This is a genomic window from Mycolicibacterium septicum DSM 44393 (assembly GCF_000455325.1).
GTDB lineage: Bacteria > Actinomycetota > Actinomycetes > Mycobacteriales > Mycobacteriaceae > Mycobacterium > Mycobacterium septicum.
Map to the genome: position 1 here is coordinate 762,549 of NZ_HG322953.1, position 19,951 is coordinate 782,499.

A 19,951-nucleotide genomic window follows, 5' to 3' on the forward strand; every position below is an offset into this window, starting at 1 on the left:
TGGGACTTTTCTCCTCACACGGGCCATCTTCGCGCGGTGAGGATCAGTTTTCGTGGCGATAACGTCGCTGGAAAGATCCGACAACACCCTCACCGCACGATGGGGGCATGGCGGACGGCGCGGCCCCGGGTTCGGTCCCGGACAAGACACACCGGACTGCGTGTTCGTACTGTGGCGTCGGCTGCGGTATAGAGGTCACTACCAGGGTCGACGACGGCCGCACGGTGATCGCCCGGGTGAGCGGCGACAAGCTTCACCCCACGAATTTCGGCCGGCTGTGCACCAAGGGGGCGATGCACGCCGAGATGATGGCCGCCGACGACGACCGGCTCACGTCCGCTTTGCTGCGGCCCACGCGTTCCGATGAACTGCTGCCGACGCCGGTGGACGACGCGGTAGCCGAGGCGGGGCGCCGGCTGCGGGCCATCGTCGACGAGCACGGCCCCGACGCCGTCGCCCTGTATGTGTCCGGCCAGATGACGCTGGAGGCGCAGTACCTGGCCACCAAACTTGCCAAGGGTTTCCTGCGTACCGTGCACATCGAATCGAATTCCCGGTTGTGCATGGCGAGTGCGGGCACGGGTTTCAAACACTCGCTGGGCTCCGACGGGCCGCCGGGGTCCTACACCGATTTCGACCGGGCCGACCTGTTCTTCGTCACCGGTGCCAACATGGCCGACTGTCATCCGATCCTGTTCCTGCGCATGGCCGATCGGCTCAAGGCCGGCGCCAAGCTGATCGTGGTGGACCCGCGCCGCAACGCGACCGCCGAACGTGCCGACCTGTTCCTGCAGATCAACCCGGGAACCGATCTGGCCCTGCTCAACGGTCTGCTGTACCTGTTGGTGGAGAGCGGTGACATCGACCATGAGTTCATCGCCGAGCACACCGCGGGCTGGGAGACGATGCCGGAGTTCCTGGCCGACTACCCACCGGACCGCGTCGCCGACATCACCGGAATCCCCGAGTCCGACATCCGCACCGCCGCAGCGATGATCGCCGAGGCCGGGGAGTGGATGAGTTGCTGGACCATGGGGCTCAACCAGAGCACGCACGGCACCTGGAACACCAACGCGATCTGTAATCTGCACCTGGCCACCGGCGCCATCTGCCGCCCGGGCAGCGGGCCGATGTCGTTGACCGGTCAGCCCAACGCCATGGGCGGCCGAGAGATGGGGTACATGGGGCCGGGTCTGCCCGGCCAGCGGGCGGTGTTCGCAGCCGATGACCGGGCGTTCGTCGAAACCCGGTGGGGGCTTGCGCCGGGCACCATCCGCTCCGAGGTCGGTCCCGGCACCATCGGCATGTTCGAGCAGATGGAGCAGGGCTTGATCAAGGCCTGCTGGATCATCTGCACGAATCCCGTTGCCAGCGTGGCCAACCGCAAGACGGTGATCAACGGTCTGGAGGCCGCCGAGCTGGTCGTCGTCCAGGATGCCTACCGGTCCACGGCCACCAATCACTACGCGGACATCCTGCTGCCCGCCGCGTTGTGGGCGGAATCCGAAGGCGTCATGGTCAATTCGGAACGAAACCTGACCCTGCTGTCCCCGTCGCTCGCGCCGCTGGGACAGGCCCGGCCGGACTGGCAGCTGATCTGCGAGGTGGCCGCGCAGCTGGGATTCGCCGAACACTTCGATTACCAGTCCGCAGAAGAGGTCTTCGCCGAGATCCGCGGGTTCGCCAACCCGAAGACCGGATATGACCTGCGCGGCGCCGATTACGAGAGGCTGCGCCAGAGCCCCCTGCAGTGGCCGGTTCCACCGGTCGACGGCCCCGGTGGGGAGGACGACCGGCACCCGATCCGCTACCTCAACGACGGCATCAGCCAGGAGCTGTTCGTCGACGCCGACGGCCACCGGCCGCGGCTGGCCTTCGCGACGCCGTCGCGGCGGGCCGTTTTCCACGCCCGGCCGCACATGGATGCCGCGGAACTGCCCGATGACGATTATCCGATGGTGCTCAACACCGGTCGGCTGCAACATCAATGGCACACCATGACCAAGACCGGCAAGGTGGACAAGCTCAACAAGCTCAACCCCGCGCCCTTCGTCGAAATCCACCCGCTGGACGCTCTGGACCTCGACATCGTGGAGGGGCAACCGGTCGAGTTGACGTCCCGGCGGGGGCGCGCGGTGCTCCCCGCGGTGCTGTCGGACCGGGTGCGGCCCGGCAACTGCTTTGCGCCGTTTCACTGGAACGACGAACACGGTGAGTACCTGACCGTGAACGCCGTGACCAACGACGCCGTCGACCCGGACTCGTTGCAGCCCGAGTTCAAGGTGTGCGCGGTCAGCCTGCGTCCGGTCCGGTCGGTCGACGGCACGCCTGCGCTGCATCCGCTGGCCGCGGAAATGGGATTGAGTGCCGCGCACAAGCCGGCCCTGAGCCAGGACGAAAAGATCTATCTGGCCGGATTTTTCACCGGTCTTCCGGAAGATCCCGCGGGAGTGCCGGTACTTCCGGACGTGGCACCGATCAGCAACAAGGTGCGGCTGTGGGTGGACGGGGTGCTGGCCGGACGCTACTCGCGGGCCGGCGACCGTGCGCCGAGCGCGCTTTCGGTGCCAGGCGGGCCGCTGGTGTTGTGGGCTTCACAGACCGGTACCGCCGAGGAGTTCGCGGCCGGGCTGGCGGGCCGCATCGACGGTGCGTCGTTGGTCAACATGGATGAGCTCGCACTGGCCGACCTGGCCGCCGCACGCGACATTCTGGTGGTCACAAGCACATTCGGCGATGGTGGCCCACCGGACAACGGCGCCGACTTCTGGAGCCGGCTGCAGGCCCCGGACGCCCCGCAGTTGCACGGGGTTCGCTATGCGGTTCTCGGGATCGGTGACAAGTCCTACGACAACTTCTGCGGACATGCCAAATCCCTGGACCAGCGGCTGGCCGATCTGGGCGCCACCAAGCTGCTCGAGCGCGCCGACTGCGAGGCCTACGACGACGAGCCGTTGCGGCGCTGGGCCGATTCGGTCACCACGGCGCTCACCGGGGCCACGCCCGTCCCAGCGATCGCCGGCGGCGGCGCCCGCACGGTCATCCCCACCGAACCTGACGAATTCACCAGGGCCAAGCCGATTCTGGCCGTGCTGGCGCGCAACGAGCTGCTGACGACGGCGAGCGCGGCCAAGGAGGTTCGCCAGTTCGGCTTCGACATCTCCGAGTACGACGTGAGCTATTCGGTCGGTGACTCACTGGGCGTCTATGCCAGCAACGATCCGGCCGTGGTCGACTCCTGGCTTGCGGCCACCGCGCTCAACCCGGACTCGGTGATCGAGGTCGACGGCGTCGAGCAGTCGCTGCGCGACGCCCTCATCTCTTCCTATGACATCTGCCGCGTGACGCCGGACCTGCTGCGGTTCGTCGCGGACTCCTGCGCCGACAAGTCCGCGGCCAAGATCTTGCGCAATTCGGGCGAGCGGCGCAGCAATTGGCTGCGCAACCGCAACGGTCTCGACGTCGTGAGCGAGTTCGCGGTGCGCGCCGAACCCGAACAGTGGCAAGAGGTCCTGGTCCGATTGACCCCGCGCAACTACTCGATCTCGTCGAGCTCGTTGGTCAGTCCGCACGAGGTCCAGCTGACGGTGTCGGTGGTGCGTTACCGCGGGGCCGGCGGCTCGGCCAGGGGCGGGGTGTGTTCCACCTTCATGGCGGACCGGGCGGCTGCGGCGCCGGTGTTTCTGCAACGCTCACCGCATTTCCGGCCGCCCGAGGATGCGGGCACACCGATGATCATGGTCGGCCCGGGCACCGGCGTGGCGCCCTTCCGGGGATTCCTTCAGGAGCGACGGGCGCTGGGGCACGGCGGCCGCAACTGGTTGTTCTTCGGGGACCAGCACCGCAACGAGAACTTCTACTATCGCGACGACCTGGAGGACATGGTCTCCGACGGCTTCCTGAGCCGGCTGGACCTCGCGTTCTCCCGGGATCAGGCCGACCGGGTGTACGTGCAGCACAAGATGCTCGACCGCGGTGCCGAGGTGTGGCGCTGGCTGGACGACGGCGCCCACTTCTACGTCTGCGGTGACGCCTCCCGGATGGCCAAGGACGTGGACACGACGCTGACCACGATCCTGCGCACCCACGGCGGGATGTCCGAGGACGCCGCCCGCGACTACAAGCGGGAACTGGTCGCCCAGAAGCGGTACGTGCGCGACGTCTACTGACCCAGGTCGTTCCACACGATCTTGGCGAGCTCGTCACGGTCGGCCACGCCGAGCTTGATGCAGGCCCGGTAGATGTGACCCTCCACGGTGCGGACCGAGACGGTGAGCCGTTCGGCGATGTCGCGGTTCGACAACCCCTGGGCCACCAGCCCGGCCACCTCGCGTTCGCGCGCCGTCACGGGCAGGGGGCGGGCGGCCGATCGAATCGCCGGGGTGGCGGCACCGCCGCACTTCGACGCCAATTGCAGTGCGTGAGCGGCGGATTCGGTGCTGTTGCGGCGATGTCCGGCCTTGTCGTGCAGGGGCACCGCCTGGGCGGCCGAGTCGGCGGCAGACAGCAGCAGGCCGGCTTCCTCGAAGGCGGTGGCCACCTTGTCCAGTTCGACCGGGTCGGCGGCGGCCACGGCTGCGGCGTGCCGGGCGTACAGGGCGGGCAGTGGACCGTCCGTCCGTTCGACCAGGTCCTGCAGGCGACGGGTCACGCTGCGGTCGCCGAAGCGTGCCGCGCTGTGCAGGGCCTCGGCCTCGACCGCGAACTGGCCCGACGAGTGCGCCGCATCCGCGGCCGCCCTAGCCTGGTCGATGGCCGACCGGTGCCCGCCTTTGGCGGCGGCCAGCCAGGCCTTGGCGAGCATCCGAAGAGGCTCGTGCAGCGCCATGAACTCACCTGAGTGTTCCTTGGCGTCGTCAAGTACCCGCTCTGCCTCGGCGGGGTTGCCCACCCCGGCGTAGGCGCGGGCCAGCAGCAACCGCCCTGGCAGCTGCCAGGGCAGGGAGCTCTCGGCGTTCAGTGCGGCCAGGGCCTGTTCGATCGCCAGGATGGCGTCACGGAAGCGGCCGCTGTGCGTGGCCGCCACGCCTTCCATGATCTTGGCGATGGCCCAGCCGGCGAACTGGCCGGCCGAGGAGAACTCGGCGTACTCGGTGGCGCGCTGCTGGGCCAGATCCAACCGGCCGGTGTAGGCCAGAGCCAGCACCTCGCCGTAGAACACCATGATCCGGACCATGCCGTCGGTGGTCTTGCGCTCGGTGCGGCACCGCGATGCGATCGGCAGGAAATCGTTGCCGCGACCGATCAACGGCATCGACAGGCCGGCCGCGAACGCCGCGAAATCCACGGCCTGCCGGGGCGCCTCAGGGTTTGCCAGCACCCGTTCGGCGATCTCCAGCCCCTCGGGGATCTTGTTCCGGTGAACGGCCATGCCCGCACCGGTCGCATCGACGATCAGCTTCAGGATGGGATGGGTGACCCGCTCCCGCAGGAGAGCCAGCACCTGATCCGCGCGCCCCACATCGCCCATGGACCAGAAGAGGTTGGACAGCCGGGGAATGCCCCACTGCACGAGCTCCATCTCGTTGAGGTCGGCAGGGGAGAACTGCTCGAGGATGGCGTCGGCCTGCACGGGGTGCCCCTGCCACAACAGCGCCCGGGACAGCAGTGCGGCTGCGCTCAGGCCACCGCCGTGGGCGAAGGCCGCACGGGCCAGTTTCTCGCCGAGCGGAAGGTTGGACAGGAACACCGCGTCCTTGGCGGCCGTGATCAGCAGCTCGATGTCGGTGCCCTGGTCGCTCTCGATGGCCAACTCGGCCAGCTTGATTCGGCTGGCGGGCGAGTCGAGGTTGCGTTCGTGCAGGATCTTGGCGATCCGGCCCCGCAACTTGCGGGCTGATGCGGTGCCGACCCGCCGGCGCACCGCCTCGCCGAACAGTGGGTGGCTGAAACGAACGTTGATCTGACCGTCGTCGGCGACGATCCGGATCAGGCCGCGCATCTCGGCCGCATCCACCGCGTCCTCCCCGGCCAGTTCGGCCAGGGCATCGATGTCCAGAGGTTCGCACAGTGCCAGCAGTTTCAGGGCGTGCAGTACATCGTCACCGGCGTGCGCCAGCCGCTCGTCGAGCAGTTCGACCAGCCCGGACGGAATGACGGTGGGGCCGCGGAACTGCCACACCCCGTTGACCTTGGTCAGCGTGCCCGCGTCGACCGCGCCCTCGACCATGTTGCGCAGGAACAGCGGGTTGCCGCCCGAGGTCTCCCACATCACGTCGGCGCTGAGCCCTTCCAGGGTTCCGCCGAGCACGGTCTCGATGAGGGCGATGCTCTGCTGCTTGGTGAACGGGCTGAGTTCGAAGCGCTGGAGGTAGCCGTCCTTCCACAGCGAGGTGACGGCGTCGGGTACCGGCTCGCCGGTGCGTACCGTGGCCACCACATGGCCGGAGCGTTCCACGGCGATCTGGTGCAGCAGTGTCGCCGACAACTGGTCCAGCAGATGCGCATCGTCGATTCCGACGATGGTGTCTCCATCGGCCACAAGGGATTCGCGTGCGGATCCGATGAGGGCGATCGGGTCTCGCGATCCCGACGACGACACCCAGTGGGCGAACGCGCCGAGCGGGATGCTCCGAGACGACTCGGTGCATGCCGTCCAGTGCACCTTGCGGCTCAAGGACGCGGTGACGGTGCGCGCCAACGTGGTCTTGCCGACTCCCGCGGCTCCGACGAGGACGACTCCGCAGCTGTCCGTCCCGCTGAGGGCGGCCCGAATGGCCTCGTGCTCGGCGGGCCGGTCCAAAAGCTGCCACTGACCAGGCATGAATCCTGAGTCTAGGGGCACCGGGGCCGGATCGCTGCCGAACAGGGGGTCGGTGGGGCGGTGTTTGTCGGGGGTGGGGGCGAATGTTCTTCCCATTGCAAGTATTTCCCGTTCGCTGGGTCAGTCCGGAAGTTCGGCGATATTGGACGGCTCGTGCCGGTCGATGCGATTCATCTTGTGCCGGAAGTCGCTCGATGCCTCGTACACCTTGAGCTTCAGCCGGTTGATGGATCCCAGAGGCCGGTGTGCCTCCAGGCCTCGCCATGAGTTGAAGGACAGCACGTCGTCGCCATAGGCGCGGCGCAGTGCGCTGTACGGGTTCTGCTTGGGGAACACCACCTTGGCCACCGGTAGGTATGGGGATGATTTCCAGGGCTTGGTGGCGTTCTCGATCGGCATCTCCTTCGCGTCGAGGCACAGTTGCACGCTGAATGTGTATTCCGCGGAGTGCTTTTCGAAGAACCCCATGATCAGATCGCGGTGCTCGTCCTGCCCGGGATTTTTCGGAAGATTCTGGCCGACAAGCGCTTTCAGTTCGGGCGAGGTCGGTTCGTACTTGAAGCGGGCCACGTAGTCGCCGTACCGAATGGGGGCCGAGGAGAAGAAGGTCTCGCCCAGGATCGGGCGGTTGGGTGCGACGAACACGGCCAGATTGTCCGGTAGTTTGAGGCCGATCTTCTGCAGCCCGCCGAGCAGTTCGCTGCCGACCCACAGCGCACGGTCGGACAACCGGGCCAGCAGGGTTGCGCTCAGCATCCCCAGCTTGCGGTACGCGTGAGCGTCGGCGAACAGGAATTCCTCGTGGGTGACGAGCACGAAGTCCTGGGTGACGTTCTGTGCATCCTTCGGGTCCTTCATCGCGCGCTCGCCGTGCACGCCGATGGCTTTGATGCCGAGTCCGCGCACGCCGCGATTCCGGTCGCTGCGCAGTACCCCCGAGGTGGTCGAGATGCGGGCGATCACCGGGTAGCTGCGCGCTTCAGCGAACATTCCCTGGGCGAGTACCTCGGGCAGGTCCGGATTGACGATGAACTCGCCGCGCAGGATGGCATGGCTCTTGGCATGCGCGTCACGGAGGCCGTGTTTGAACTTCTTGTAGGCCCGTTCGTTGTTCTTGTGCAGTGCCTTCACGATCTTCTCGATGTCCTTGGCCTCGCCGGGCTTGGGTTGCTCGAGGTCGTCGCGGTAGCGAACCGGGTCGAGGCTCGAGACGATACGACGTACGTCGGCGGGGGCCATGGCTTCGGTCATGCGGATGCCTTTCTGGTGGGGGAGACGGGAGTCCACGGGGCGAACGGGTTGGTCACACCGGCCAGGGCCGGCGTCAGCTCGGGGAAGTGGCGCAACAACACCGAGCGCATGTCGTTGTCTCGGACCCACTTCATGCCGGCGACGGTGTAGGTCTCTTCACGGAAGTCGGTGGTGAAGAAGCGGTCGCTCTCCAGCCGGCGGGTGGCCATCAGGATGAAGACGCGGAATGCGGTGTCGCTGAAGCCGAATCCGGGTGGTTTGGGCTCGGCGTACAGGCCGATCACCAGGTCTACGAGGTCGATGTCGTCGTCGTAGACCTCGCGCAGCTCGGCCGCCAGCGCGGTCTCACCGGTCAGCTCCTCGAACGTCTTGACCCGCTTGAGCCGGAACAGCTCCCGGAACTCGTTGTAGCGCGGTACGCCGCGTTCCCGGCATCTGATCAGGTCGATGGTGGCCAGATCCATCAGCGTGCCGTCGACGCGATGCATGTGCTGCAGGTGACGCGGGAAGTTGTGCAGCGACAACGCCCCGGGATGGGCTCGACCGAAGGAGTACAACAGGTCCGCCATGGGGCTTTCCGCCAGCCGGGCACGCACATTGAGCACCGACAGCTCGGGTAGCTCGTGCTGTGCGGTGACGCTGTCGTCGGCCAGCGAGCGGAACGTGAACTCGTCGGGGATCAGCGGGTGCATCCGGTACACCGCGACGAACTCCTCGGTCAACGAGTACGGCACACCGTGATGCGTGGTGGGCGAGCCGGGGATGCCGTGCAGCAGCGGGCTGGTGCTGACGAGTCCGAAGCTGCGCCGGAACCGGGGGCCCGACCGCTGGCCCAGCAGCCCGAACCAGTTGACACGCATGGCCGTCACCGTTGTCGGGTGCGCGATGATCGCCGGAGTCCAGTCGACGGTGTGGATCTTGGCCATCAATGCGGAATTGACCAGGCGTGCCTTGTCGTAGAGCTGCTGGCCGGTCAGATAGGGGTACGCCCGGGCCAGGTGCTCGCAGATGGCGTTGTGCTCACGCATGAACAGCGAGTGCAGCAGGGCCAGACCCACCCAGAAGTTTCCCGCGGTGCCGGTCAGGTCCGCGGTCGCCTCGACATCGGGTGGCGGCAGGCCCGACTCGTCGATTCGCAGCTTGCCGTGCTCGGGTGCGCGCAGGGCGCTGGCGAATGCCGGTGTGGTCCCGTAGATCTGGGAGGCGTCCCACCAGTGCGATTCCTGTGTGACGAAGGTGGGCGGCCCGGCCGGGCTGGGGTGGGGATCAGGTGGGGTGCGCTCGACCCGCATCGGCCGTTCGGGCCACGGATCGTCGTCGCGCAGCGGAACGACCCAGGGTTGGGTGGGGACCGAGCCGTGGGCGAACCAGTCGTGCACCTCGAACTGAATCCACGCCGCGGCCAGGAGATTGAGCGTCGTCGCGGGCTGGAAGCTGTCCCGGGTCAGCAGTGCGCGGCTGACCAGTCGCGGGTTGGGATCGAGCAGCCGCTGGGCGGATTCCGGATACGAGTGTTCGGGTGGGACGTTGCGGCCGAACCGGCACCCCACCGCACCCATCCTGGGGTCACTCAGGTCGTTGTAGGAACCGTCCCGGGTGCGCGCACCCAGGTAATTGCCGATGTCGACGGGTCCGGTCGGCAGGATCGGGGCGGGTTCGGCGGCATACAGATTCGACGTACGCAGCTGGTGCCGCAGCCCGATCAGCACAGCAAGGCCGATGGCCTTGGGCAGCCGGGCCCAGCCCACCGACTGATCGACATACTGGGCGATCCGGGCCGCGAATGTGACGGACACAGATCGGGACCGGGACCAGGCAGCGGCGATGAACGCTGGAGCCTGTCTCGCCGTGGTCACCATTCCTTCGTTTCCCTCCGGCCGGAATGCGTTTCTGCCTCCCGGTACACGATTGTTATTCACGGAGGCGGAAATGACATGAGTAGTGGGCTACTCGATCCGGCATTGCTGATCCGTGCGCGTTTCGAGTAGTCGAATACGCGTGTACGTGCGGCCCGGCTGAGCGACGATCAATCGACGCAGGAAAACCTGGGGTGGCGGATCATGCCGAGGAGCGCGGTGAGTTCAACTGGGGAAGTCTGGGCAGATCGGGTACTGGTTGCGTTGGGGGATCTGGGGAAGTCCCCGAAACCGGTGGACATGACGTTGTTGACCGAGACCGTCGCCGCCAAGTTCGCGTCGCAGTTCGACGAACGCGACCGGCAGTACGAGAACGACAACCCGTACTGGCACAACCGTGTTCGGGATGCCGTCGCGTCGCTGCGCAGACGGAAGCTGGTCGCCCCGAAGGTGGCCAGGAGCGACGCGGTGCGGTTGACCGAGGCGGGCGGCGACGCCGTCGCGGGTGCCCGGGACCGGACCGAGGCCCCGCCCACGCCGGCGGTGCGGAGCGCGGCTCCTTCACACGAGCCCACCCTGGCCCCGGAGGTCGGGACCACCGAACCGCCCAAGCGAGATCCGGTCCTGGCGGGTGTCGTCACACCGCCGCTGCGCACGGCGATGGCGGAGGAGAGCAACGACACTCCGATACCGATCATGATCGAGCTCAACTTGACCTTCCAGCCGTCGGTGGCTGCCGCCATCGAACGGGTCGAGGGACTGTGGACACTGGTCCGTGCGGCGGGCACCCCGGTGCCGTTGGCCGATCAGTTCATGGCCGGAGATCTCACACCCGACCAGATCAAGTCGATCGTGTCCGCCGATGCCGTCCCGCAGGCCTGGCCGCAGCGCGCGATCTACCGGATCTGGCCGGATTTCGAGGTGCACCCGCAGATCGATGCCTCCTCGACCACCATCAAAGCCATCGCCGCTCAACGGTCGTTCGACAGCTTCGGCGAGGGAATCGTCTGGGCTGTGGTGGATTCCGGTATCGACGAGAAGCACGCGCACTTCGACGCCTACCAGAACCTGAGCGATCCGTCGGTGGCCGATCTGCACCACGACTTCACCGGAGGCAACGCCCCGCTGACCGACACCGACGGGCACGGCACCCACGTGGCCGGGATCATCGCCGGTGGTTTGGTGGACCGTAAGCCCGAGGACATCGTGGTGGTCGAGAAGCGGCTCAACGATCCCGAGTTCGGCGGGGATCCGATCACGGCGCCGCGCACGGTGCCGGACCCGTCGCGGCTGGCGGGGATGGCGCCGAAGGCCAAATTGGTGAGCCTCAAGGTGCTCGGGCCCGGCGACGAGGCATCCCGGGTGAGCCGAGTGATGCAGGCCCTGGCCTACGTCCGGAAGCTGAACGCCGGCAGTGAGCGGGTGCCCCGGATACACGGCGTGAACCTCAGCCTCGGCTACGAATTCGACGCCGAGTGGTATGCCTGCGGGCAGAGCCCGATGTGCATCGAGGTCGACAAGACCGTGCGCTCGGGGGTGGTGGTGGTCGTGGCCGCGGGTAATTCCGGCTACGTGTCGCTGAATACGGCGTTCAGCAAGGACTCGGTGAAATTCACCGCCGACATGACGATCAACGACCCGGGCAATACCGAGAGCGCGATCACCGTCGGTTCCACACACCGGAGTTCGCCGCACACCTTCGGCGTCTCGTACTTCTCGTCGCGCGGTCCGACCGGGGACGGGCGGCGCAAGCCCGACCTGGTCGCACCCGGTGAACGCATCACGTCGGCGGCGGCAGGCAGCCGCCGGGACAAGGTCACCAATCAGATCACGTTGGCCGACGACGTCCCGGTGTACGTCGAGGAAAGCGGTACCAGCATGGCCGCGCCGCACGTGTCCGGCGCGATCGCGGCGTTCCTGTCGGTACAGCGCGAGTTCGTCAGTGAACCCGAGGCCATCAAACGCATCTTCGTCGAATCGGCGACCTCGCTGAACCGGGACCCGGCATTCCAGGGCAGCGGTCTGCTGGATCTCATGCGTGCTCTGCAATCCGTCTGACCTGAAAGGAATCCGATGACCAACGATGTGGCGGACCGGATCTGGCGCCTGGTGTTCGATGCCGAGGGCGATCCCGATCCGGCTGTGCTGGCCGATCTCAAGAGCCGGATCGGCGCCGCGGGGCTGACCGATCTGATCATCTTCTCCCACGGCTGGAACAACGACGAGGCGGCTGCGACGTCGTTGTACGACCGGTGGTTCGAAATCTTGGCCCCGCAACTGGACCCGGCTCGCACGGTCGGCTTCGTCGGGCTGCGGTGGCCGTCTCAGCTCTGGCGCGACGAGCCGATCCCGGATTTCGGCGAACCGGCGGCACACGACGGCGGGGGCGCGGCAGCGCTGGGCGACGAGGTCGCCGTGCCCGCCGGGCCGGTGACCATCGACCCGGCCCAGCTCGACGAGCTCAAGGAGATGTTCCCCGGCGGCAAAGACCAGCTGGACACCCTGGCCGCCCTGCTCGCCGCCCCGCCGAGCACCGAACGCGTGCCGGAACTGCTCGATGCGTTGCGTGCGTTCAGCGCTGCCACCCAGACCGGGTTCAACGACGGTGAAGGCGATACCCCCGACCAAGGGCCCGGGATGCTGGCGCCGGATCAGGATCCGGAGAAGCTGTTCACCACCTTCGCCGACGAATTGGCCTCGGCCGGTGTGGAATTCGACGACGAGGGCGGGGGAGCGGCCGGCCTGGGTGATTTCGTGGGCCGGCTGTGGCACGGCGCCAAGGAGGCGCTGCGCCAGCTCAGCTACTGGAAGATGAAGAACCGCGCCGGCGTGGTGGGGCGCAAGGGGCTGGGCCCCGTCATCGATCAGCTGCACGCCGAATTCCCCGACCTGCGGATTCATCTGGTCGGACACAGCTTCGGGGCCAGGGTGGTGTCCTACGCCCTTGCGGGGATGAGCGATGTCCAGCCGTCGCCGGTCAAGGCGGTGACCCTGTTGCAGGGGGCGTACTCCCGGTTCAGCTTCACCGAACGATTGCCGTTCCGGAAGGGAGCCGGTGAGCTGACCGGTCTGCTCGACCGCATCGACGGTCCGCTGACGGTGTGCTTCTCCAGCCATGACCGGGCATTGGGGACGTTCTATCCGCTGGCCTCGGCCGCGGCGGGCGAAGATGCGGCCGCCGCCGAAGACCCGTTGTTCCGCTGGCGGGCCATGGGCTCGCACGGCGCGTACCAGTCTCAAACCCAGGGCCTGGGTGCCAAGGGGACGAGCTACCCGTTCCAGCCCGGTCAGATCCTGAACCTGAATTCGTCGGACGTGGTGATCGAGGACAAGAGCCCGTCAGGGGCGCACAGCGACATCTTCCACGAGGAATTGACCTGGGTTGCCGTCGCCGCCGGGAAATTGAACCCGGCTTGATTGTGTGATCGCGGTACAGCCGCCTTTTCCGTTGACCCAACTGGTCGCGCCAACGCAAGGTTGGAGTATGACTGGCGATGGTGCCGTGGCGAACAACCCGCGTCGGCGACCGAACATCCTCTTCTTCCATGTCGATAATCTGGGTTTTGGGGAGCTCAGTTGTTACAGCGCCGGATCTTTCCGGGGCACGACGACTCCGCGGATCGACGGGTTTGCGGCAGAAGGTGTTCGGTTGACGAACTACGCACCGGAATCACAGTGCACTCCGACTCGTTCGGCGCTGCTGACGGGCCGGCACGCGATCCGTTCGGGAACCCACAGCGTCCCACTGGGCACGGAGGGCGGCTGGGGGCTCACCGCGTGGGAGGTCACCCTGGGTGACCTGATGTCCGCAGCGGGTTACCGGTGTGCCGCGTATGGCAAATGGCACGTTGGTGAGGGGACGGGACGCTGGCCGACCGATAAGGGGTTCGACGAGTGGTACGGACCGCCACGCACGTATGACGAAGCTCTGTGGCCCACCGATCCGTGGTATGACCCCCAGCGGGATCCGACCGTCCACATGCTGGGGGCAACGAAAGGCGACGCTGGTGTCGTCGTCGGCGATCAACTGACACTGGACGTACGCCGCGATTGCGACGTCGAATATCTCCGGCGCGCAACGGCGTTCATGCGTGACGCGGTGCAACGAGACGCCGAGTTCTTTGTGTATTTCAACCATTCGCTGATGCACATGCCGGTGATTCCGCGGGCCGAGTTCAAGGGATGCACGGGCAATGGTGACTGGGCCGACAGTCTTGCGCAGCTTGACGCGGACTTCGGTACGTTGCTCGACGTGCTCACCGAGCTCGGGATCGTCGATGACACATTGGTCGTCTTCGCGGGAGACAACGGTCCGGAGGAGCTTCAGCCGTGGCGCGGCAGCCCGGGTTACTGGGAGGGGTCTTATTTTGCCGGCGGTGAGGGCAATCTGCGGACGCCATGCATCGCGCGCTGGCCCGGACACATACCGGCCGGTCAGGTGAGCAACGACATCATGCACGTGACCGACTGGTTCGCGACCCTGCTGCGTGCGGCCGGAATCGAGGCAACCGCCGACCGCGTCATCGACGGGATCGATCAGATGAGCTGGTTGGCCGGCGACGAGGCGGAGTCGAATCGCGAAGGCTACATCTACTGGCTGGGCGCACGGATGTACGGGGTCAAATGGCGGAACTTCAAACTAGTTCTCGTCAGCCAGAAGTACTCGCTGGATGCGCCTGCCGAACTCGCCTCGCCCCACATCGTCAATCTCGTCGCGGACCCGCATGAGCGCGAGCCGATGAATCTGCCCTACCTGCATACCTGGACGATGACGCATTTCAACCGAATCCTGACCTCATTCAAGAAGAGTCTGACCGCCGAACCGCTCACGCCTGTGGGTGCACCCCTCGAATACGTCCCCGGTGGCCGCGTTCCCGACGCGGATACCGAGCACAACTGGCGCCGGTGACGTCGCGTGACGTGCTGCCACGGTTGCACCCGGTCAGCCGCGATCGCGGCGTTGGCACCCCGAGGAACTGGGCCGCCGGTCCAGACAAGCAAATGCAAAAAACCCGCTCCGATGCATTTCAGAGCGGGTTTTGTTAAATCTGGTTGGTTAATCTGAAGTGTCCGAGGGGGGACTTGAACCCCCACGCCCGTTAATAGGGCACTAGCACCTCAAGCTAGCGCGTCTGCCATTCCGCCACTCGGACCTGCCAGCCACTCGGGCTGGGCGCTTAAGGCTAACGGATTGGGTGCCCCAGACCCAAACCGGTGTCCCGGAGCGAATCGGTGGTACCAATGGACCTTGTGACTGCCCCCGCCTCCAGCGCCGACGAGGTGGTCGATCTCGTCAGCGCGCTCATCCGATTCGACACCTCCAACACCGGCGATCCGGCGACCACCAAGCCTGAGGCGGACTGTGCGGAATGGGTCGCCGACCGGCTCCGTGAGGTCGGCTACACCACCGAATACGTGGAGGCCGGCGCCCCGGGCCGGGGCAACGTCTTCGCCCGGTTGCCAGGCGCCGACCCGTCCCGTGGCGCGCTGATGATCCACGGGCACCTCGATGTCGTCCCGGCCGAGCCCGCCGATTGGAGCGTGCACCCGTTCTCCGGCGCGATCAAGGACGGCTATGTCTGGGGCCGCGGCGCGGTCGACATGAAGGACATGTGCGGCATGATGATCGCCGTTGCACGTCACCTGAAGCGCAACAACATCACCCCGCCCAGGGACCTGGTCTTCGCCTTCGTCTCCGACGAGGAGCACGGCGGCACCTACGGCTGCCAGTGGCTCGTCGACAATCGCCCCGACCTGTTCGACGGCGTCACCGAGGCCATCGGGGAGGTCGGTGGCTTCTCGCTGACCGTTCCGACGAAGGACGGCGGCGAGAAGCGCCTGTATCTCATCGAGACGGCCGAGAAGGGCCTGTCCTGGATGCGGCTGACCGCGCGGGGCCGGGCCGGGCACGGCTCGATGGTGCACGACGACAACGCCGTCACCGAGATCGCCGACGCCGTCGCGAAGCTGGGCCGGCACCAGTTCCCGCTGGTACTCACCGAGTCGGTAGAGCAGTTCCTGACAGCGGTCTCCGAAGAGACCGGCTATGACCTCGACCCGAACTCGCCGGATCTGGAAGGCTCCATCGCCAAACTGGGAGGCATCGCGCGCATCGTCGGCGCCACCCTGCGCGACACCGCCAACCCCACCATGCTCAAGGCCGGCTACAAGGCCAACGTCATCCCGGCCACGGCCGAGGCCATGGTCGACTGCCGCGTCCTGCCGGGCCGCAAGGAGGCCTTCGAGCGTGAGCTCGATGCGCTGCTCGGGCCCAACATCACCCGCACCTGGGAGCGCGACCTGCCCAGTGTGGAAACCACGTTCGACGGCGATCTGGTGGACGCGATGAACGCCGCGATCCTGGCCGTCGACCCCGACGCCCGAACGGTGCCCTACATGATGTCGGGCGGCACCGATGCGAAAGCGTTTGTCCGCTTGGGGATTCGGTGCTTCGGGTTCGCCCCGCTGCGCCTGCCCCCGGAACTGGACTTCGCGGCGCTGTTCCACGGCGTCGATGAGCGGGTGCCGGTGGACGCGCTGCAGTTCGGGGCGGGCGTTCTGGAACACTTTCTGCGGAACTGCTGACCGCACGAGTCACGACGAGAGGGAACCATGAGCACATCTCCGTACGACAGCCTGCCGAAGCTGCCGACGTTCACCTTGACCTCCGAATCGGTCACCGACGGGCAGCCGCTGGCCAATGACCAGGTCAGCGGGATCATGGGAGCCGGCGGTTCGGACACCTCGCCGCAGCTGAGCTGGTCGGGATTCCCGGCCGAGACCAAGAGTTTCGCCGTCACGGTGTACGACCCGGACGCGCCGACCGCGTCGGGCTTCTGGCACTGGGCGGTCGCGGACCTGCCCGCCACGGTGACCGAGCTGCCCGCCGGCGCCGGCGACGGCGGCGAACTGCCCGGTGGGGCTGTCACGCTGACCAACGACGCGGGCCTCAAGCGCTTCCTCGGTGCGGCCCCGCCGGCCGGCCACGGCCCGCATCGCTACTACATCGCGGTACACGCCCTGCCGGTGGAGTCACTGGAGCTGCCCGAGGGTGCCACCCCTGCCTACCTGGGCTTCAACCTGTTCGGTCAGGCCATCGCTCGCGCCGTCATCCACGGCACCTACGAGCAGAACTAACTCCTCAGCCCCGCACCTCACCGCGCGAGCGACCGTGTCGGTACGCGACACGCCGCGAAATTGCGTACCTTCGCGGTCGCTCGCGCAGAGGTTGGTGTGCTCGGGTCAGCGGGCAGCTGAACCCACCGCGTCGCTCAGCGACGCGAACCCGCCGGCGTGCAGCCGCTGGGCGATACCGTCGTGGATCTCTTTGGCCCACAGTCCGCCGCCGTAGATGAACCCCGTGTAGCCCTGCAGCAGGGTGGCTCCGGCGGTGATCCGCTCCCACGCGTCGTCCGCGGTTTCGATGCCGCCGGCGCTGATCAGTACGAGTTTGTCGCCCACTCGGGCGTACAACTGCCGCAGCACCTGCAGGGACCGGTGCGCCACCGGGCGCCCCGAGATCCCGCCGGTGCCAAGGTCGGCGACACCGGGTGTGGCCAGCCCCTCCCGGGACACCGTGGTGTTGGTGGCCACGATCCCGGCCAATCCCAATTCGACTGCCAGGTCCGCGATTTCGTCGACATCGCCGTCGGAGAGATCGGGGGCGATCTTGACAAGCACGGGTTTGTTCGTCTCGGCCTTGACCGCGGCCAGGATCGGCCGCAGCGATTCCACGGCCTGCAGGTCCCGTAGACCCGGAGTGTTGGGGGAGCTGACGTTGACGACGACGTAGGCGGCCAGCGCGCTCACCAGCCGGGTGCTCTCGGCGTAGTCGGCCACCGCGTCCTCGGGCGGGGTCAGCTTGGTCTTGCCGATGTTGACCCCGATCGGTACGTCGGGGGTGTGCCGGGCCAGCCGGATCGCCAGCGCCCCCGCGCCCTCGTTGTTGAAGCCCATCCGGTTGAGCAGCGCGTGGTCCTCGGGCAGCCGGAACAGCCGGGGCTCGGGGTTACCCGGTTGCGGTTGGGCGGTGACGGTGCCGACCTCGGCATAGCCGAAGCCCAGCGCGCCCCAGGTCTCCAGGCCGCGACCGTCCTTGTCGAAACCGGCGGCCAGACCCATGGGGCCGGGGAACCGGACCCCGAACACCGTGCTGGCCAGGGCCGGATCGGTGGGCGCCAGTCGGCGCGCCAGCGCCCGGCGCAGGACCGCGGGACCGGTGGCGGTGCGCAGCAGGGCGAACACCCACAGGTGAATTCGTTCCGGGGGCACCAGGAACAGTGCCCGCCGCAGAGCCGCGTAGATCACAGTGAAGGCGCCTGGGGTGTGCCCGGCATGGACGACGCTGACTTCTTGCGGCGCAACAGCACCCGTCGGCTCCCATCTGTGTAGGCCCGCACCCGGGTGAGTTCCCAGCCGCGGTACTCGGCCTCGATCGACAAGCGGATCGAGGCGCTGATCCTGGTGACATCCGGCGGTAGCCGCAGCGGTATCCAGTCGTATTCCTCGGAAAGATCCTCGGCGACGACCTTGTCCCATCCGGGAGGCATGCGGCCCTGCTGGATGGTGGTCATCGGCGGCCCGACGCGGTGCGGATCACCTGCACACCGGCTCCCGAGCCCGACACCACGTAGAGGGTGTCGGTCTTGTCGTCGTAGGCCAGGGAGTTCGGTTGCTGCACGGTTCGATAACGCACCTTTTCCACCGGTATGCCGGTGGAGAGATCGTAACCAATCACGGTGTTGGCCGCGGTCTGCGACACCCAGGCCAGCTCGGCGGATCCCGCCAGGCCGTAGGGGGCGGCGGGCACCGGGTAGCGCTGCCGCATGATCAGCGGGTCCGCGCCGAACACCAGTAGCTCGCCGCCGCGGGTGTCGGCGACCAGTACCCGGCCCTTGGTGTCGGCGGCCATGGTGGTGGCGCCCTCGCCGGCCCGCAGGGCCTGTGCGGCTTTCGTGCCGCTGGGGTTGACGGCCGTCACCGAGGTCTGCCCGCGATCCAGAACCACGGCGGTATTTCCTTGTGTGACAAGAGAATCCACGCGGGCGAAGATCTTGAGCCGGGCGGCCACGGCGTGGTCGTTGGCCATCGTGTACACCGCTCCGTCGGCGCTGCCCAGCACCGGGTTGCCGTCGGCCCGCTGCGCGATCGCGGTGAACTCCACGCCCTGGGCGCCGTCCACCTCGATTTTGCTGGCCTTGGCCTCGGCGATGCTCACGCGGAAGTATCCGCCGAGCGTGGCGGCCAGGATGTCACCGCGGCCGTCGACACTCAACGACGTGGCCGCGGGGGTCAGGTGCACCTCGCGCGGGGGCCGGCTGCCGGTCAGCAGGCTCAGGGTTGAGAGTCCGTCGGACCCGGGCGTCAGGACGGCCAGGGTGCCGGTTGCTGAATCGAAGACCGCAGTCGCGGCGTGCCCGGGCAGTTGCCGGATCTCGCCGTCCGGGGCGGCCGCGACCGGGGGCGAAACAGCGGCCTGAGCGGGCTCGATGGTGGGCGGCGGGGCATCGGCGGGGTTGGACGTGCAGCCCGCGGTGAGCAGCAGGGCCAGCGCGATGAGGCCGGCGCGAACTGGCTGACCTGCGAGAATTGGGCGCAACGGATGGCTCTCGATCGGGAACGGATGGTCGGTGAGGTGCAGGAATCCAGTCTAGGCATGGCCGTCGGCCGGAATTGGTCGCGTCTGCAACCACCGCGGCATAAGTGGAGGTATGGTTCGATCATGACCCTCGCCGCAGACCGGGAACTATGTAGCCGAGAGTTTGCTATGGAGGATATTTCCACTGGTGTACACGCCAGCGGGTTTGGCCAAGTTGGCGACGGCCGGAGTTTTTCGTTCCACATCGAGCGTCAGCAGCTGATGATCGAGATCTACCGGCCCCGGCTGTCCGGCCCGGTGCCCGTCGAGGACGACGTGGTGGCCGTGGCCACCCGCAAACTGACGGATATCGACCTGACTGACGAACGCAGTCTGTCGGCAACGGTCCGCGACGCGGTCGCCTGCGCGCAGCCGGTTTCACGCACCAGTCGCTGACGCATCGCAGCCGGCTCGTCACGGTACGGTCGTCGTCGTGACTGACGT

At 67.2% G+C, this 19,951-nt stretch carries 13 protein-coding genes and 1 tRNA gene; 7 read left to right on the plus strand and 7 right to left on the minus strand.

All coding sequences use genetic code 11. The features are described 5' to 3' along the window. Positions 1-107: 107 nt before the first annotated feature. Complete coding sequence (locus tag TX88_RS30450; protein ID WP_044523771.1) at positions 108-4,169, plus strand: bifunctional nitrate reductase/sulfite reductase flavoprotein subunit alpha; 4,062 nt, start codon at positions 108-110, stop codon at positions 4,167-4,169. On the opposite strand, the gene TX88_RS30455 is transcribed toward TX88_RS30450, so the two are convergent. The 3 genes from TX88_RS30455 to TX88_RS30465 form a co-directional block, all read right to left on the minus strand. Next, a complete protein-coding gene (locus TX88_RS30455; protein WP_044524388.1) occupies positions 4,163-6,763 on the minus strand; it encodes a LuxR C-terminal-related transcriptional regulator in 2,601 nt (866 codons plus the stop codon). The genes TX88_RS30450 and TX88_RS30455 overlap by 7 nt on opposite strands. Positions 6,764-6,883: 120 nt before the next feature. Continuing rightward, complete coding sequence (locus TX88_RS30460; RefSeq protein WP_044523774.1) at positions 6,884-8,014, minus strand: catalase family protein; 1,131 nt, start codon at positions 8,012-8,014, stop codon at positions 6,884-6,886. Beyond that, positions 8,011-9,873 carry a peroxidase family protein gene (locus TX88_RS30465; RefSeq protein WP_084622275.1) on the minus strand — a complete coding sequence of 621 codons (1,863 nt, stop codon included), beginning with the start codon at positions 9,871-9,873 and terminating at the stop codon, positions 8,011-8,013. The genes TX88_RS30460 and TX88_RS30465 overlap by 4 nt, the downstream gene beginning before the upstream one ends. Positions 9,874-10,089: 216 nt before the next feature. Between TX88_RS30465 and TX88_RS30470 the strand changes: the two genes are divergently transcribed. From TX88_RS30470 to TX88_RS30480, 3 genes are all read left to right on the plus strand, one after another. After that, positions 10,090-11,928: a S8 family peptidase gene (locus tag TX88_RS30470; RefSeq protein WP_044524390.1), complete on the plus strand. Its 1,839-nt coding sequence runs from the start codon at positions 10,090-10,092 to the stop codon at positions 11,926-11,928. Between the two features lie 15 nt (positions 11,929-11,943). After that, complete coding sequence (locus tag TX88_RS30475) at positions 11,944-13,287, plus strand: alpha/beta fold hydrolase (protein ID WP_044523776.1); 1,344 nt, start codon at positions 11,944-11,946, stop codon at positions 13,285-13,287. 67 nt (positions 13,288-13,354) lie between these two features. After that, complete coding sequence (locus TX88_RS30480; RefSeq protein ID WP_044523779.1) at positions 13,355-14,779, plus strand: sulfatase-like hydrolase/transferase; 1,425 nt, start codon at positions 13,355-13,357, stop codon at positions 14,777-14,779. A 158-nt stretch (positions 14,780-14,937) separates the two neighbouring features. On the opposite strand, the gene TX88_RS30485 is transcribed toward TX88_RS30480, so the two are convergent. After that, positions 14,938-15,023, minus strand: a tRNA-Leu gene (locus TX88_RS30485). An 88-nt stretch (positions 15,024-15,111) separates the two neighbouring features. On the opposite strand from TX88_RS30485, the gene TX88_RS30490 reads away from it, so the two are divergent. Further along, positions 15,112-16,455, plus strand: coding sequence for a M20/M25/M40 family metallo-hydrolase (locus TX88_RS30490; RefSeq protein ID WP_044523783.1), 1,344 nt, complete (start codon positions 15,112-15,114; stop codon positions 16,453-16,455). Positions 16,456-16,482: 27 nt separating this feature from the next. After that, positions 16,483-17,007: a YbhB/YbcL family Raf kinase inhibitor-like protein gene (locus TX88_RS30495; protein WP_044523786.1), complete on the plus strand. Its 525-nt coding sequence runs from the start codon at positions 16,483-16,485 to the stop codon at positions 17,005-17,007. Between the two features lie 105 nt (positions 17,008-17,112). Here the strand turns inward: TX88_RS30495 and TX88_RS30500 are convergent, their stop codons facing one another. From TX88_RS30500 to TX88_RS30510, 3 genes are read right to left on the minus strand one after another with little or no spacing between them, the layout of a single operon-like run. Then, entirely contained in the window at positions 17,113-18,174 is a 1,062-nt protein-coding gene (locus tag TX88_RS30500; RefSeq protein ID WP_209447145.1) for a quinone-dependent dihydroorotate dehydrogenase, read from the minus strand. Continuing rightward, complete coding sequence (locus TX88_RS30505; RefSeq protein ID WP_044523793.1) at positions 18,174-18,443, minus strand: DUF5703 family protein; 270 nt, start codon at positions 18,441-18,443, stop codon at positions 18,174-18,176. Before TX88_RS30505 ends, TX88_RS30500 begins: the two co-directional genes overlap by 1 nt. Beyond that, on the minus strand, positions 18,440-19,468 hold the full coding sequence (locus tag TX88_RS30510; protein WP_044523796.1) for a YncE family protein: 1,029 nt from the start codon (positions 19,466-19,468) through the stop codon (positions 18,440-18,442). The genes TX88_RS30505 and TX88_RS30510 overlap by 4 nt, the downstream gene beginning before the upstream one ends. Positions 19,469-19,591: 123 nt before the next feature. On the opposite strand from TX88_RS30510, the gene TX88_RS30515 reads away from it, so the two are divergent. After that, positions 19,592-19,903: a hypothetical protein gene (locus TX88_RS30515; RefSeq protein WP_044523799.1), complete on the plus strand. Its 312-nt coding sequence runs from the start codon at positions 19,592-19,594 to the stop codon at positions 19,901-19,903. The last annotated feature ends 48 nt before the right edge of the window (positions 19,904-19,951 follow it).

Excerpts from the sequence above, each read along its gene's own strand:
- TX88_RS30515 (WP_044523799.1), top strand. The coding sequence starts at position 19,592 with ATGACCCTCGCCGCAGACCGGGAACTATGTAGCCGAGAGTTTGCTATG.
- TX88_RS30480 (WP_044523779.1), top strand. The coding sequence starts at position 13,355 with ATGACTGGCGATGGTGCCGTGGCGAACAACCCGCGTCGGCGACCGAAC.
- TX88_RS30495 (WP_044523786.1), top strand. The coding sequence starts at position 16,483 with ATGAGCACATCTCCGTACGACAGCCTGCCGAAGCTGCCGACGTTCACC.
- TX88_RS30490 (WP_044523783.1), top strand. The coding sequence starts at position 15,112 with ATGGACCTTGTGACTGCCCCCGCCTCCAGCGCCGACGAGGTGGTCGAT.
- TX88_RS30460 (WP_044523774.1), bottom strand. The coding sequence starts at position 8,014 with ATGACCGAAGCCATGGCCCCCGCCGACGTACGTCGTATCGTCTCGAGC.
- TX88_RS30505 (WP_044523793.1), bottom strand. The coding sequence starts at position 18,443 with ATGACCACCATCCAGCAGGGCCGCATGCCTCCCGGATGGGACAAGGTC.
- TX88_RS30450 (WP_044523771.1), top strand. The coding sequence starts at position 108 with ATGGCGGACGGCGCGGCCCCGGGTTCGGTCCCGGACAAGACACACCGG.
- TX88_RS30475 (WP_044523776.1), top strand. The coding sequence starts at position 11,944 with ATGACCAACGATGTGGCGGACCGGATCTGGCGCCTGGTGTTCGATGCC.
- TX88_RS30465 (WP_084622275.1), bottom strand. The coding sequence starts at position 9,873 with ATGGTGACCACGGCGAGACAGGCTCCAGCGTTCATCGCCGCTGCCTGG.
- TX88_RS30455 (WP_044524388.1), bottom strand. The coding sequence starts at position 6,763 with ATGCCTGGTCAGTGGCAGCTTTTGGACCGGCCCGCCGAGCACGAGGCC.